This is a genomic window from Autumnicola edwardsiae (genome assembly GCF_031846505.1).
Taxonomy (GTDB): domain Bacteria; phylum Bacteroidota; class Bacteroidia; order Flavobacteriales; family Flavobacteriaceae; genus Autumnicola; species Autumnicola edwardsiae.
Genome location: NZ_JAVRHP010000080.1, coordinates 1 through 14,850, shown reverse-complemented (window position 1 = coordinate 14,850; position 14,850 = coordinate 1). Strand labels below are relative to the sequence as shown.

At 40.3% G+C, this 14,850-nt stretch carries 12 protein-coding genes; all 12 read left to right on the top strand.

Translation table 11 applies throughout. From position 1 onward, the window contains the following. Positions 1 to 119 precede the first annotated feature (119 nt). Positions 120 to 3,944, top strand: coding sequence for an efflux RND transporter permease subunit (locus tag RM529_RS13095; RefSeq protein ID WP_311485230.1), 3,825 nt, complete (start codon positions 120 to 122; stop codon positions 3,942 to 3,944). After that, a complete protein-coding gene (locus tag RM529_RS13090) occupies positions 3,944 to 5,176 on the top strand; it encodes a TolC family protein (RefSeq protein WP_311485229.1) in 1,233 nt (410 codons plus the stop codon). Before RM529_RS13095 ends, RM529_RS13090 begins: the two co-directional genes overlap by 1 nt. A gap of 2 nt (positions 5,177 to 5,178) precedes the next feature. Next, entirely contained in the window at positions 5,179 to 5,745 is a 567-nt protein-coding gene (locus RM529_RS13085) for a helix-turn-helix domain-containing protein (RefSeq protein ID WP_311485228.1), read from the top strand. Between the two features lie 71 nt (positions 5,746 to 5,816). After that, positions 5,817 to 8,258 carry a multicopper oxidase domain-containing protein gene (locus RM529_RS13080; protein WP_311485227.1) on the top strand — a complete coding sequence of 814 codons (2,442 nt, stop codon included), beginning with the start codon at positions 5,817 to 5,819 and terminating at the stop codon, positions 8,256 to 8,258. An 11-nt stretch (positions 8,259 to 8,269) separates the two neighbouring features. Then, positions 8,270 to 8,506 (top strand): SHOCT domain-containing protein, encoded by a 237-nt coding sequence (locus RM529_RS13075; RefSeq protein WP_311485226.1) that lies wholly within the window; start codon positions 8,270 to 8,272, stop codon positions 8,504 to 8,506. Positions 8,507 to 8,548: 42 nt separating this feature from the next. Then, positions 8,549 to 8,869: a four-helix bundle copper-binding protein gene (locus tag RM529_RS13070; RefSeq protein WP_311485225.1), complete on the top strand. Its 321-nt coding sequence runs from the start codon at positions 8,549 to 8,551 to the stop codon at positions 8,867 to 8,869. A gap of 131 nt (positions 8,870 to 9,000) precedes the next feature. After that, the gene (locus RM529_RS13065) at positions 9,001 to 9,591 is read left to right on the top strand and encodes a DUF3347 domain-containing protein (RefSeq protein WP_311485224.1); all 591 of its coding nucleotides are present in this window, start codon (positions 9,001 to 9,003) and stop codon (positions 9,589 to 9,591) included. Beyond that, positions 9,592 to 10,044: a heme-binding domain-containing protein gene (locus RM529_RS13060; RefSeq protein ID WP_311485223.1), complete on the top strand. Its 453-nt coding sequence runs from the start codon at positions 9,592 to 9,594 to the stop codon at positions 10,042 to 10,044. It abuts the gene before it with no gap. A gap of 343 nt (positions 10,045 to 10,387) precedes the next feature. After that, positions 10,388 to 11,053 (top strand): DUF2231 domain-containing protein, encoded by a 666-nt coding sequence (locus RM529_RS13055; protein ID WP_311485222.1) that lies wholly within the window; start codon positions 10,388 to 10,390, stop codon positions 11,051 to 11,053. Positions 11,054 to 11,103: 50 nt separating this feature from the next. Then, positions 11,104 to 12,333 (top strand): permease, encoded by a 1,230-nt coding sequence (locus RM529_RS13050; RefSeq protein ID WP_311485221.1) that lies wholly within the window; start codon positions 11,104 to 11,106, stop codon positions 12,331 to 12,333. Between the two features lie 2 nt (positions 12,334 to 12,335). Then, positions 12,336 to 12,893 carry a helix-turn-helix domain-containing protein gene (locus RM529_RS13045; protein ID WP_311485220.1) on the top strand — a complete coding sequence of 186 codons (558 nt, stop codon included), beginning with the start codon at positions 12,336 to 12,338 and terminating at the stop codon, positions 12,891 to 12,893. A gap of 77 nt (positions 12,894 to 12,970) precedes the next feature. Next, positions 12,971 to 14,850 (top strand): HAD-IC family P-type ATPase (locus RM529_RS13040; protein WP_311485219.1); only part of this gene is annotated, 1,880 nt, incomplete at its 3' end.

The following is a 14,850-nucleotide window of genomic DNA, read 5'->3' as shown; positions in this document are numbered from 1 at the left end:
ATAATTATCGGGAAAATTAGCCCTATGGTTTCTACCATTTTGGGCTCATTTTGTTGTGTTTAATTTTCTGATACGATCAGGATTTTATTCAATGTATAACTGTTTAATTATCAATACCTATGTTAAATAAGGGTATAAAATTCCTCATAGAAAATAAACTTATCGCTGTACTTATGCTCACGATTTTTGTGGGCTGGGGCATCGTTAATGCCCCATTTAATTGGGACACCGGTTTTCTTCCCACAGATCCAGTTGCGGTAGATGCAATCCCCGATATTGGGGAAAACCAGCAAATCGTATTCACTAAATGGGAAGGCCGTTCCCCACAGGATATTGAAGATCAGATAAGTTATCCGCTTACCACCGCGTTATTGGGTATTCCGGGGGTAAAGACCATCCGTAGTTCTTCAATGTTCGGATTTTCAAGCATCTATATTATTTTTGATGAAGATGTTGAATTTTATTGGAGCCGAAGCCGCATTCTTGAAAAATTGAATTCCCTGCCCAATGGTCTTTTGCCTGATGGCGTAAACCCAAGTTTGGGTCCAGATGCGACCGGATTGGGTCAGATTTACTGGTACACTTTGGAAGGCCGTGATAAAGACGGAAATGTAACCGGGGGATGGGATTTACAGGAACTGCGCAGTATTCAGGATTATTACGTGAAATACGCCCTTTCTTCCGCAAGCGGGGTCTCCGAAGTGGCTTCCATTGGCGGTTTTCAAAAGGAATATCAAATAGATGTAGACCCCGAAAAAATGCGGCAGTACAACATCGGTCTAGGAGATGTTGTAACCGCAATAAAAGAGAGCAACAAGGATATTGGTGCACAAACCCTTGAAATAAACCAAGCTGAATATCTGGTGCGCGGTTTGGGCTATGTGAAATCGGTAGGGGATATTGAAAATGCAGTTGTTACTTCCGAAGATTATACTTCAATACGCGTCAAAGATATTGCTCACGTGCATTTAGGGCCTGCCCCACGTCGTGGGATTTTGGACAAGGAAGGCGCCGAAGTGGTAGGTGGTGTTGTAGTGGCCCGAAACGGGGCAAACCCGATGGAGGTCATTAACAACGTAAAGGGCAAAATAAAAGAACTGAGTTCAGGATTGCCTACCAAGAAATTGAAAGATGGCCGGACTTCCCAATTGACCATCGTTCCCTTTTACGATAGAACAGAGCTTATTAACGAAACATTGGGTACGCTCGATGAAGCCCTGACACTTGAAATATTAATAACGATTCTTGTAATCATTGTGATGGTCTTCAATTTAAGGGCATCGTTACTTATTTCAGGTTTACTTCCAGTCGCGGTGTTGATGGTGTTCATTGCGATGAAATTTTTTAATGTGGATGCCAATATCGTGGCCCTATCGGGAATTGCCATTGCCATTGGGACAATGGTGGATGTCGGGGTAATCCTCTGTGAAAATATTATCAGGTATTTAGACGAAGAAGATAAACGGGTTCAACAAGGGGAAATCAGACAGCCCATCAACACGCTCGTCTATAATGCTACTGCTGAAGTTTCAGGGGCAATTATCACTGCGGTACTGACCACAATCATCAGTTTTATTCCCGTATTTACGATGATAGGTGCGGAAGGAAAGTTGTTCCGCCCATTGGCTTTTACCAAAACAATGGCATTAACAGCATCTCTTATTGTTGCTTTATTCCTTATTCCGCCATTTGCCGCATTCCTGTTCCGAAGAAAAAGCATCCGAAAAACGACCGCGCATATCATCAACGTAGTATTGATTTTTTTGGGGATCACCGTGATAGTTTTTGGATATTGGTTGGGCCTTATTTTGATTGCCTTCGGAATTGTGGGTCTTTTAAAAGATGAAAAAATTGCATCAAGGGTTTCGGACAGACTGTGGCTTCCTGAAAAGCGTGCGAACATCGTCAATATGATTATTTCCGCAATCGCCATCATATTTCTTTTGGCAGAATACTGGCGACCCTTGGGCTTTGACCGAAGCATTATGATCAACCTTCTTTTTGTGGGGATTATCTGTTTTGGTCTTTTGGGTGCATTCTGGGTACTTAAACATTATTATTCCAGCATTTTGAAATGGGCTTTGCGCAATAAAGTGTTATTTCTTTGCATCCCTACCACCGTTTTCGTCTTGGGCGTTTTAATAATGACAAATATTGGTAAGGAATTTATGCCCTCGCTCAACGAAGGTTCATTCTTGCTAATGCCCACATCGCTGCCACACGCCGGTGTAGCGGAAAACAAGCGGGTATTACAGCAACTGGATATGGCCGTGGCGGGAATTCCCGAAATAAAGACCGTAGTTGGAAAATCGGGCCGTACGGAATCGGCATTGGATCCCGCTCCCCTGTCGATGTATGAAAATATTATACAGTATAAATCGGAATATATGGAGGATTCCGATGGAAAACCCCAGCGTTACAAAGTGAACGAAGATGGGTTTTTTATACTGAAAGATGGCGGTTTGGTGACCAATCCCAACAATGAGGTTACCAATTCGGAAAACTACAAAAACGCTAAAATTGAAGATCCGTTCCTTATTAACACAGGAAACCTTATACCGGATGAAGACGGGGAATTCTACCGAAACTGGCGTCCAAAAATACAATCCCCCGATGACATCTGGAACGAGATCATAAAGGTCACCAAACTTCCCGGGGTCACTTCCGCTCCTAAATTGCAACCTATCGAAACCCGTCTGGTAATGTTACAGACTGGGATGAGGGCACCAATGGGTATAAAGGTCAAAGGTCAGGATCTGAAACAGATTGAAGCCTTCGGTTTAAAATTGGAAGATATTTTAAAACAGGCGAAAGGTGTAAAAAAGGAAGCTGTTTTTGCGGACCGTATCGTTGGTAAGCCCTATCTATTGATCGATATAAAAAGGGAACGGCTTGCCCGTTACGGCATTTCCATTGAAGATGTACAACAGGTTCTTCAAGTTGCCGTGGGTGGAATGCCTTTAACGCAAACCGTTGAAGGCCGTGAACGTTATGGCGTTCGCGTGCGATACCCAAGGGAACTTCGCGGAAACGCTAATGAAATAAAAGATATTTATGTACCCGTGGAAAATGGAAACCCGGTCCCCCTTGGGGAATTGGTGGACATCCGTTACGAAAAAGGGCCTCAGGTCATTAAAAGTGAAGATACATTCTTGGTTGGTTATGTCCTCTTTGATAAACTCGATGGCTTTGCAGAAACCAATGTAGTGGAAAATGCCCAGGCACTTATCCAACAGAAAATCGATACCGGTGAACTTACCGTCCCAAAAGGGATCAATTACAAATTTACGGGAACTTATGAAAACCAGATACGAGCCGAAAAAACCTTATCGATAGTCGTTCCGCTTGCACTCATCATTATCTTTTTAATCCTTTATTTTCAGTTCCGTTCAGTATCGACTTCTTTAATGGTTTTTACTGGGATTGCGGTCGCTTTCGCGGGTGGATTTATAATGATCTGGCTGTATGGGCAGGACTGGTTCTTCAATTTCAACTTCTTTGGGGAGAACCTCCGGGATCTTTTCAATATGAAAACCATCAATTTAAGTGTTGCCGTATGGGTAGGTTTTATTGCCCTGTTCGGTATTGCCACTGATGATGGGGTGGTTATGGCGACTTACCTCACCCAGACATTTGATAAAAATGACCCAATGGACAAAGCGTCCATTCGGGAATCTGCGTTGTTCGCCGCCCAAAAACGTATCCGCCCCTGCTTGATGACCACGGCGACCACCATACTTGCCCTGTTGCCCGTTCTGACCTCCACCGGCCGGGGAAGTGATATTATGATACCTATGGCAATACCCAGTTTTGGGGGGATGATCATCGACGTTACTTCTTACTTTATTGTGCCTGTTTTGTTCAGTTGGAAAAAAGAAGCTGCCCTTTCGCGGAAGCGGAAAAAGATGCTGAAAAACAACTCCAATCCTAAAAATATCGCGTAATGAGAAAATTGAACCGACATAATGTTGTTTTGACTTTAGGTTTTTGTTTGATAGGGATAATCGCCAAAGGGCAGCAACTGAAATCCTACATTCAAGAAGCAGAAGCAAATAATCCCGAAATCCAGTCTTACGAGCTGCGCTATAACATTGCAGAAGAAAAAGTAAACGAAGTAATCACCTTGCCGGATACTGAGTTTGGGGTGGGCTACTTTGTTAGCGAACCCGAAACCCGTACCGGTGCGCAACGTGCCCGTTTTTCGGTCAAGCAGATGCTGCCCTGGTTCGGTACAATAACCGCAAGGGAAAATTACGCATCTTCAATGGCCGATGCAGAATACGTGGAGATTGCCATTGCGAAAAGAAAATTGTCACTTTCTGTTTCACAATCCTACTATCAGCTTTATGCCATTACCGCCAAACAGGAAGTTTTGGACGAAAACATCCAATTGCTCAAAACATACGAGCGTTTGGCCCTTACGTCGGTTGAAGTTGGAAAGGCCTCAGCGGTAGATGTGCTGCGATTGCAGATCAGGCAAAATGAACTGGAAAAGGAAAAGGATATTTTGGTGGAAGATTTTCTTGCCGAAAAAGTCCAGTTTAACAACCTGCTAAACAAGGCAGAGAAAGCTCCAATATCGGTAGTTGATACGATGATCGTTCCTTTGGAAAAAGCTGATTTTTCTTCCGAAGACTTAAAACTTCATCCAGAGATTTTAAAGTATGACAAGTTATTTGAATCGATATCACAGTCAGAAGCACTCAATCAAAAAGAGAGTATGCCCAACATAGGTGTGGGACTGGATTATATACCCGTTGCCGAACGCCCAGCGATGAATTTCAGCGACAACGGAAAAGATATATTAATGCCAATGGTGTCCGTATCCATTCCCATATTCAACAACAAATACAGCTCACTTACCAAACAAAACGAGTTGAGGCAGCAAGAGATAACGGCTCAAAAACAAGACCGTTTAAACAAATTGAAGACCCTTTTTGCCCAGGCGATCCAAAACCGGAATTCAGCAAGGATAAGCTACGACACCCAATTAGAAAACCTGAAACAAGCAAATGATGCCGAAGATATCCTGATCAAGAACTATGAAACGGGAACGATAGATTTTAACGATGTGCTTGATATTCAGGAACTGCAATTGAAATTTCAGATGAGCCAAATTGAGTCGGTTAAGATGTATTACGTGCAATCGGCCATTATTAATTATTTAACCAACTAAAAATGGAAACAACAATTTACATAAAAAATATGGTCTGCGACCGGTGCATCAAGGTTTTAAAGACCGAACTGACAGACGAAAACATTAAGGTTTTGGATATAAAACTGGGGGAAATAACAGCCGATATTCAATCCAAAAAAGATAAACAAACCATACAGACAGTGGTAGAATCGAATGGGTTTTACATTATCGATGGGGAGAACTTTAAACTGGTTGAGCAGGCGAAGCTCATACTGATCAACCTTTTAAATAACCTGCCTTTATCAACCAATGAGAAACTTTCAGAAATACTGTCAAATGAAATGTACCACGAATATTCCAAAATAAGCAAAATATTCTCCTATAACGAAAAAATAACCATAGAGAAATATTTCATCAAACTGAAGATTGAAAAAGCCAAGGAGCTTATACACTACAAGGAGCTCAACTTTACGGAAATAAGTCAACTGTTAAATTACAGTAACCTCACACATTTGAGCAATCAATTTAAAACTGAAACAGGGATGAGCCTCACAGAATATAAAACTATGGAAAAGAATTTTAGGAGTTCATTAGACCAAATTATATAAGTATAAACCATAATTATTAAACAATAATTTTAAACTAAACAATAATTTTAATCCAAAAACCTAACAATTCAATGAAAAAATTAGTAACAATTTGTTTTGTAATGCTATCTACCCTGCTTTCTCAGGCTCAGACGGCAAACGGCTCGGAAGAAAATGTAGATAATTGGCCGGTACACGAGTATAACCTCACCATCGATTACGAAACCGTGAATTTTACGGGCAAGGATGTAAAAGCGATGACCATTAATGGCGGTATCCCAGGACCTAATTTGGTATTTACCGAAGGGGAATTTGCGGTTATAAACGTAACCAATAATATGGACGAGGAAACATCGGTTCATTGGCACGGAATGATATTGCCGAATTTTTATGATGGTGTGCCTTATCTTTCCACTCCCCCCATACGGCCCGGGGAAACGTTTCAGTACAAATTTGCCATCAAACAGACCGGTACATATTGGTATCACTCCCACACTGGTTTACAAGAACAGCGCGGTGTTTATGGTTCCATCCAGATCAACCCAAAGGAAAAAACCTTGGACTATGATAAAGATTTGGTGCTTGTACTTTCTGACTGGATGGATGAAGACCCAGCTTCCCAGCTTAAAAACCTAAAACGGGGCAATGAATGGTATCTGATAAAAAAAGGACAGATCCAAAGTTGGGATAAGATCATAAAGAAAAAAGCAGTCGGTGCCAAGTTAAAAATGATTTGGCAACGGATGCCCGATTTTGCCATTTCCGATAATTTCTATGAAAACTTTTTTATAAACGGAGCTACCAAACAGGAATATCCAGATTTCAAACCCGGAGAAAAGGTACGCTTGCGGTTTGTAAATGCTTCGGCAGCTTCTTACTTCTGGTTGACTTTTGGGGGCCAAGACCCGATGTTGGTTTCGGCAGATGGTAAGGACGTTGTACCCGTAAAGCATAATAAAACTCTTATCGCGGTAGCCGAGACTTATGATTTTATTGTTACCGTGCCCCAAAGTGATAAGTTGGAAATTAGAGCAATGGCACAGGACGGCTCTGGTTTTGCAACTGCATATTTAGGTCAAGGCCCTGTGCTAAAAGCCCCGGTCGTACCCAAACCTGATCTTATTGAAAATATGAAACGGATGATGGCTATGGATATGAAAATGGGTGCACCGGCTTCAAAATTTAACCCTTCAAAAAATGATTCCATTAAATATATGAAGAAGTACAGTATGGATATGGGTGGAATGAAGATGGGCAATATGAATATGAAGGATGGCGATGACGAGATGAAAATGAATGGAATGTCTATGAAGGATGAGAATATGGATATGAAAGACAAAATGAAAAAGGATAAAATGAATGGAATGAAAAAGGATTCAACCAAGATGTCTCAAATGGATCATTCCAAAATGGAGATGAAAAAGGAAGGAATGAAAATGGATAGCACCAAGGATATGGACGAGATGAAAATGGGCTATGTTGTTCCAGCTGACAAGGTTATTGGTGATAATATGAAGACTGGTGGAAACCCGCAGTTCAATTATGATTATTTAAAATCGCCCGTAAAAACCACTTTTGAAGGTGATAAACCCGTCAAGGAAATGCTTTTTAACCTGACCGGGAATATGAACCGATACGTATGGAGCATCAACGGTGTACCACTTTCAGAGACCGATAAAATCAAGATCAAACAGGGGGAAGTAGTCCGTATCACGCTAAATAACCTGACGATGATGCACCACCCTATGCACCTTCACGGACACTTTTTTAGGGTGCTGAACAAAAATGGTGAGTATTCTCCATTAAAGCATACGGTAGATGTTGCCCCTATGCAGAAAGTGGTCATTGAGTTCGATGCGAACGAAACAGGAGATTGGTTTTTCCATTGCCATATCCTGTACCACCTGAATGCTGGTATGGCCCGAGTGTTTAGTTATGACGGCCCCCGCGATAAACGCTTGAAAGGTTATCCCCTTACCAAGCTGACCAATGAAGCCGACCATATGTTTACCTGGGGCGAATTGACCGCTGCAAGCCATATGACCGAACTCTATGCCACCGCGACCAATATCAGGAACCAGTTCACCTTTAGGGGCGAATATGGTTGGAACAAAAATATGGAAGTCGAGGCGACCTATGAGCGTTATCTTAACGATTATTTTCGGGTCTTTGGTGGTGTGAATGTTGAAAACGAGCTCGATGACAGTTTGGATAAGATCAATACCACGGCCATAGGGGGAATCCGGTATTTAATGCCGCTGCTTATCAATGCCGATCTTAGGATAGACAGTGAGCTACGGCCACAGATCAGCTTTTCTAAAGCGACGATGATCTTCCCCCACGTCCTACTTTATGGGGAATATGAATATCAAGCTGATTTTGGATGGGTCAATGATTTTGAACCCGGTAGGGATTATGAAAAAGAAACCACTTGGCAGGTGGGCCTTGAATATATTTTGGGAAGAAACTTTTCCTTAATGGGGAGTTATGATAACCGCTTCGGTGTTGGAGGGGGGCTTTCCGCGAGATTTTAAAAAGCAATGTTATGATGTACGAGTGGGACTGGTTGATTTTAATAGGCGTGATAATACTCGGTGTTTTTATCTATTCTGGGAGAAAAAATAAAAAGCTGAAAAAGCGGAAAGATGCCCTGAAAATACTGGATGAACGGTACGCCAAAGGCGAAATTACCAAGGAAGAATATATAGAACGCAAAGAAACAATTAATCCCACAAATACCAATAATAGAAAACCCAAGGACAATAACAAATTGGGGATGTGATTTTCAACAAAGTAACCGATTATTAATTTAAATATAGAAACTATGAAAAATTCAAAATTGATTGAAGCATTGAACAACTGTGTTGCTCATTGTAATTATTGTGCAGATGCTTGTCTGGGCGAAGATGACATCAAAATGATGGTAGATTGCATAAAAACTGACAGAGCCTGTGCAGAAGTATGTAGTGCAACGGCAAAACTACTTGCCGCAAATTATTCAGATGCCAAGGAAATGGTGGAATACTGCCATAAAACCTGTAAAAAATGTGCTGATGAATGTGCAAACCACGATGCCCAGCATTGTAAGGATTGTGCAGAAGCGTGTAAAAAATGCGCAGAGGCCTGTGAAGCTTATTTAAGCTAATACCAATTAGTAATCTTCCCCTTAAATTAGGGGAAGATTCACTATTAATTTAAACTGAGGGCAAAATCGTTTGATTGCGCTTCAATAGAAGAATAATTTCAAAACAAATAATAATTAAAATCAATATCAAAATGAGAAACGTAAGAATGACACTAGGTATCCTAACGATGACATTGGCAACCCTAACGGCAATGTCCTGTAAGGATGGAAAAAAAGAAGGGGCTACAGAACCAATGTCCAATGAGATGCATCAAGAAGATGCAGCATCTGAAATGATGGCAGATAATTCAAGTAAAGAAGGTTCATCTGCAATTTTAGATAATTACCTGAAAATCAAAAATGCTTTGGTTGCAGATAACCAAGAAGATGCTGCAAAGGCCGGTGGAATGTTATTTACCGATTTTAAAAAGTTTGACAAAAGCAGTTACACTTCTCAAGAACAAAAAGAACTTACCGATATTATTGAAGATGCCAAGGAGAATGCTGAACATATCTCGGACAGTCCTATTGAGCATCAAAGGGAGCATTTCGACTTATTGAGCAAGGATGTGATCGATATGGTTGCCATAACGGGAACTGATCAAAAATTATATCAGGATTTTTGCCCGATGTACAACGATAATAAAGGGGCTCAATGGTTGAGCACCACTGAAGAAATTAAAAACCCATATATGGGCAGCAAAATGCCGGGATGTGGAAAAGTACAGAAAGAGATCAACTAATTGAAGGTCTTTAAAACCATAGCGTGGATTTTATTGATTGCATTTGTGGGGATTCAATTTTTCCCCACAGACCGCAATCAAAACGAAGCCGTGTATGTTTCCGATTTTATGAGGGTCAATAATGTCCCTCCTGTGATTCAAAATAAGATAGAGGTATCTTGTTATGATTGCCATAGCAATAACACCAAATATCCCTGGTACAATAGAATACAACCGGCTGCTTGGTTTCTCGAAGACCATATTAAAGAAGGTAAAGACGAATTGAATTTTAACGAATGGGGCAATTATTCAGACCGAAGAAAAAACAGCAAACTACGTTCGATTATCAGTCAGATTGAAGATGATGAAATGCCTTTAGATTCCTATACCTTAATTCATAGGGATGCGAAATTTTCAGAATCGGAGAAAAAGGAAATTATAAAATATATGACCCAACTTAAAAATAATCTATAACATCTAAAATTTAAGTGGTTATTGAAAAATAAAGTTATACCCGAAGAAAGGAAAGAAATTTTTTCATTGATTGGTTAGTTAGAACTTTCCTTTTTAGGGTATAATGATAAAGTCCTGTAAGGGAAGGGTATTCTTAATTTGGTTAGTTTAAAAAACCCCTTCCCTTGACAGGCACAAAAAAGAAAGCCGATGAAAAATTGTTGCAAAACAGGAAATGAAAAAGAACAAAAGAAAGGTGGCTTTAGAAAGTGGTTCAACTATATCATTTATGGAATTATAGCCATTATAATTATAGGGGCTTTGTGGCTCCAATTAACTGGAAACTAATTTAAAAACCATAGAAATGAAAACGAAACAACTATTTTTTACCGTATTGGTGTTGGTCTTTTTTGGAAACTTTTCAAACGCCTTTGCTGCAAATAATTCACTTATAGATAGTGGCGCAACTGAAATCTCAAATAAGAAATCTGTTGCAGCCTATGAAAAAAGTGGTTCTGTACCAAATTTACAAACCGATCCCAAAGCCGATTTAGATGAATTTCCAAACCTGCACCCCTTGGTTGTTCATTTCCCCATAGCACTATTGCTATTGGCTGTTGTATTGCAATTGATACAACTTTTTACAATGAACCGGACGATGGATTGGGTTGTCCTGCTAACGGTAGGAGCAGGATTTATAGGGGCTTATGTCGCTGGGACATTTGTACATCCACACACCGAAGGACTTACAGAAGCTGCAAAAAAGGTATTGGAACAGCACGACAAGTATGCTATGTGGGCAATGTGGTCAAGTGCCGCAGGTGCCGTTCTCAAACTTGTTAGCCTTTTCTGGTTTAAACAAAGGAGGTGGTTTGAGATTTTAGTATTCGTGGTGCTTGCTTTTTCTGGTTATTCCGTAGGATGGGCCGGACATTATGGTGCTCAACTGGTTTATATAGAAGGTGTCGGTCCACAAGGACAGTTCATAGGTAATGAATCTGAAGAAGGTCACGGTGGACATTCACATTAACTCTTATTTTCAATTTTGCATTTATTAGAATCCTTAAAATAAAATAATATATGAACGACTTTTTAAAACAATGGGGCGAAGCCGCATATACCACCACCGGATTTTTCTGGATGGCCTTGTGGGCATTCGTATTGGGCTATATCATCAGTAGTATGATCCAGATTTTCGTGACCGAAAAACGGATGCAAAAAACAATGGGCGGTGCAGAATCCAAGGGTGTATTGCTGGGCACTTTTTTCGGGTTTATAAGTAGTTCGTGCAGCTTTGCAGCACTTGCATCCACAAAATCCCTTTTCAAAAAGGGGGCTAGTTTTATTTCATCCATAGCCTTCTTGTTGGCTTCGACAAATCTTGTCATTGAATTGGGGATTATCATTTCCATCTTTTTGGGATGGCAGTTCGTAGTGGGCGAATACGCCGGGGGAATTTTATTGATAGGGATCAGCTGGATTTTAATACGGCTCATCAATCCCAAAAAGCTTATTGACAAGGCAAGAAAAAATCTTGAAAAAGAGGATGGAGATTCAGGAATGGACGACTCCAAGGATTGGAAAAAGCAGATGCAAAAAGAAGATTCTTGGGCAAAAGTGGGCAAGAAATATAAGATGGAATGGCAAATGGTCTGGAAAGATGTAACCGTGGGCTTTACCATTGCCGGTATTGTTGCGGCATTTGTACCTGATGCGTGGTTTCAGACCCTCTTTATTGGGAGCGGTCAGGGAAATACGGACTTTTCTTTTTTTGAAATTCTGGAACACATTATAGTGGGCCCCGTTGCAGCATTTGTTACGTTTATAGGGTCTATGGGCAATATTCCATTGGCTGCTTTGCTCTTCGGGAAAGGAGTCAGTTTTGCTGGGGTAATGGCCTTTATTTTCAGTGATCTGGTCGTTTTTCCAATTTTAAGGATCAATGCTAAATACTATGGTTGGAAAATGTCATTATTTATTCTCTTCTTACTGTTCACTTCGTTAATTGGAGCCTCACTTATTTTGCACTATTCTTTTGACCTGATGAGCCTGTTACCAGATCCATCACAGGTACAGGTTCAGGATAGCGAATATTTCAAGATCAACTATACCTTTTACCTAAATCTTGCTTTTCTGATTATATCAGGATACTTGATTTATCTGGGCTTTTTCAAAAAGAAGGATGTGGACAGCAAAATGGGTGAAATGGCCCCAAAAAGCCAATTGCTCGAAAACATTTTAAAGTATGCCGCTTTTATCAGTTATATCTGGATTGCGGGCGGGCTGATCGTTAAATTTTTTATTCAATAATTATGAAGGTTAAACTGAAAAATATGGTTTGCGACCGTTGCAAAACGGTCCTAAAACAAGAATTAAAGCAAGCAGGAATAGATATTTTATCTATTGAATTGGGCGAATTGATTGTTATGGATGAAGCGTCAGTTAGTCAAAGTGTTTTAAAAGAGATAGCAGAACGTAATGGATTTGAAGTTATTGATAGTAAAACTTCCGTTCTAGTAGAGAATGTCAAAACAGCTTTGATAAAGAAAGTCGAAAGCCTCCAAGGCTTAAACGAAAAGACGTCCACTTTCCTTTCCAATGAACTCAATGTTGATTACTCTGTCATTAGCAAGTCTTTCAGTGCTTCAACAGGAATTACAGTCGAAAAATATCTAATAAAACTGAAAGTAGAAAAAACAAAAGAACTATTGCAAATGGGCAATAAGACTTTTGCTGAAATAGCATATTCCTTGGATTATAATAGTGGAAGCCATCTCGCAAAACAATTTAAAAATATGACGGGGATGTCGATGACCCAATACAGGAAACTACAAAAATGGAATCGTAGGACGCTGGATAGAATTGTATAAGAATTAACCTGAATTATCAAAGCTTCCACCTTGAAAGCTGCATAACTTGTTCAGCTTAACATTAAATAGTTTTTAAGATGAAACATACATATCAAATTGAAGGAATGACCTGTAAGGGTTGTATGAGAAACGTTAAATCAGCCTTGTGCGATGTTCGAGATGTTATCGATGTTGATATAGACTTAGATGCATCAACTGCAACCATTGAAATGCAAAACCACATCTCAATAGATAAATTTGAAGAAGCGGTACAAAAAAAGAAAAGCAAATACCATATACATCCAGTTAAAGCCAATGGTATAAAGACGCGCACCTATCCGATAAATGGAATGACCTGCAATGGTTGTAGGTCGCACGTAGAAGATACACTTTCCAAAGTAAATGATGTTGTAAACGTATCTGTAAGCTTGGAAAAAGCCGAGGCGGTTGTTGATATGAAATCTGAAATATCAATAGAGAAATTTCAGGATATCCTAAAGAAAGATGGTGGCGGTTATACTATTTACAAAGCAGGTCAGCGTCCTGAACCTACCAAGGAAAAGATTGAAAAGCCAAAAGGCAAAGGAACGGGCGCGTTCTATTGCCCAATGCATTGCGAGGATGATAAGACCTATGACAAACCGGGTGATTGTCCAGTATGTGGGATGGATTTGGTCGAAGAACAAAATTTATTTGCTACTTCAGGTGATCAATGGACCTGCCCGATGCACCCTGAAATCGTAAAGGACGAAGCGGGTGCCTGTCCTATTTGTGGGATGGATCTCGTCCCGATGAAACCAGATCTTTCTTCTGAAGAAAAGACCTACAAAAAACTGCTTAAAAAATTCTGGATAGCACTGGGTTTTACATTGCCCATTTTCTTAATGGCAATGAGCGAAATGATTCCAAATAATCCATTGTACGATTTGATGGAACAGAAATGGTGGAACTGGGTTCAGTTTGGTTTATCCATCCCTGTAGTATTCTATGCTACGTGGATGTTTTTTGAACGCGCTTACCGCAGTATCAAAACGTGGAATTTGAATATGTTTACGCTTATTGGCATAGGGGCGGGCGTCGCGTGGCTTTTCAGTGTATTCGGGATGTTCTTTCCAGATTTCTTCCCCGAACAATTTAAAACGGATTCTGACGCAGTACACGTTTATTTTGAAGCTGCTACCGTAATCCTCACATTAGTATTAATGGGACAAGTATTGGAAGCCCGTGCACATAGTAAAACCAATTCCGCAGTCAAGGAATTATTAAAATTGGCACCTAATAAAGCGGTGCGAGTGGTAGACGGTAACGAAAAAGAAGTTTCTATTGACCAGATTGAAAAAGAGGATATCCTAAGAGTTAAACCGGGCGATAAAATTCCCGTGGATGGCGTAATTACGGAAGGAAATACAACTGTAGATGAATCTATGATCTCGGGAGAGCCTATTCCAGTTGATAAAGCTGAAAATGATAAGGTAAGGAGTGGAACCATAAATGGCAATCAATCTTTCTTGATGAAAGCCGAAAAAGTGGGTAGCGACACCTTACTTTCCCAGATTATACATATGGTAAATGATGCGAGTCGCAGTCGCGCGCCTATTCAGAAATTGGCTGATACGGTTTCCGGTTATTTTGTTCCAGTAGTGGTTCTAATTTCCTTAATTACTTTTGCAGTTTGGGCGATATGGGGACCAAATCCAGCTTATGTGTATGCCTTGGTCAATGCCATTGCAGTGCTTATTATTGCGTGTCCCTGTGCATTAGGATTGGCTACGCCAATGTCTATAATGGTAGGGGTTGGCAAAGGAGCGCAAAACGGGGTATTAATAAAAAATGCTGAAGCGCTGGAGAAAATGGACAAGGTGAATACCCTTATCGTAGATAAAACAGGAACGATTACAGAAGGAAAACCTACCGTCGAAAAAATAGGTGTTTTTGGTTCAAATTTTTCCGAAAATGAAATTCTAAAATTCATCGCTTC

What these genes read in the sequence shown, in the direction of transcription:
- RM529_RS13050 (WP_311485221.1), top strand. Translation starts at nt 11,104, where the DNA reads ATGAACGACTTTTTAAAACAATGGGGCGAAGCCGCATATACCACCACC.
- RM529_RS13070 (WP_311485225.1), top strand. Translation starts at nt 8,549, where the DNA reads ATGAAAAATTCAAAATTGATTGAAGCATTGAACAACTGTGTTGCTCAT.
- RM529_RS13090 (WP_311485229.1), top strand. Translation starts at nt 3,944, where the DNA reads ATGAGAAAATTGAACCGACATAATGTTGTTTTGACTTTAGGTTTTTGT.
- RM529_RS13045 (WP_311485220.1), top strand. Translation starts at nt 12,336, where the DNA reads ATGAAGGTTAAACTGAAAAATATGGTTTGCGACCGTTGCAAAACGGTC.
- RM529_RS13085 (WP_311485228.1), top strand. Translation starts at nt 5,179, where the DNA reads ATGGAAACAACAATTTACATAAAAAATATGGTCTGCGACCGGTGCATC.
- RM529_RS13055 (WP_311485222.1), top strand. Translation starts at nt 10,388, where the DNA reads ATGAAAACGAAACAACTATTTTTTACCGTATTGGTGTTGGTCTTTTTT.
- RM529_RS13065 (WP_311485224.1), top strand. Translation starts at nt 9,001, where the DNA reads ATGAGAAACGTAAGAATGACACTAGGTATCCTAACGATGACATTGGCA.
- RM529_RS13080 (WP_311485227.1), top strand. Translation starts at nt 5,817, where the DNA reads ATGAAAAAATTAGTAACAATTTGTTTTGTAATGCTATCTACCCTGCTT.
- RM529_RS13095 (WP_311485230.1), top strand. Translation starts at nt 120, where the DNA reads ATGTTAAATAAGGGTATAAAATTCCTCATAGAAAATAAACTTATCGCT.
- RM529_RS13075 (WP_311485226.1), top strand. Translation starts at nt 8,270, where the DNA reads ATGATGTACGAGTGGGACTGGTTGATTTTAATAGGCGTGATAATACTC.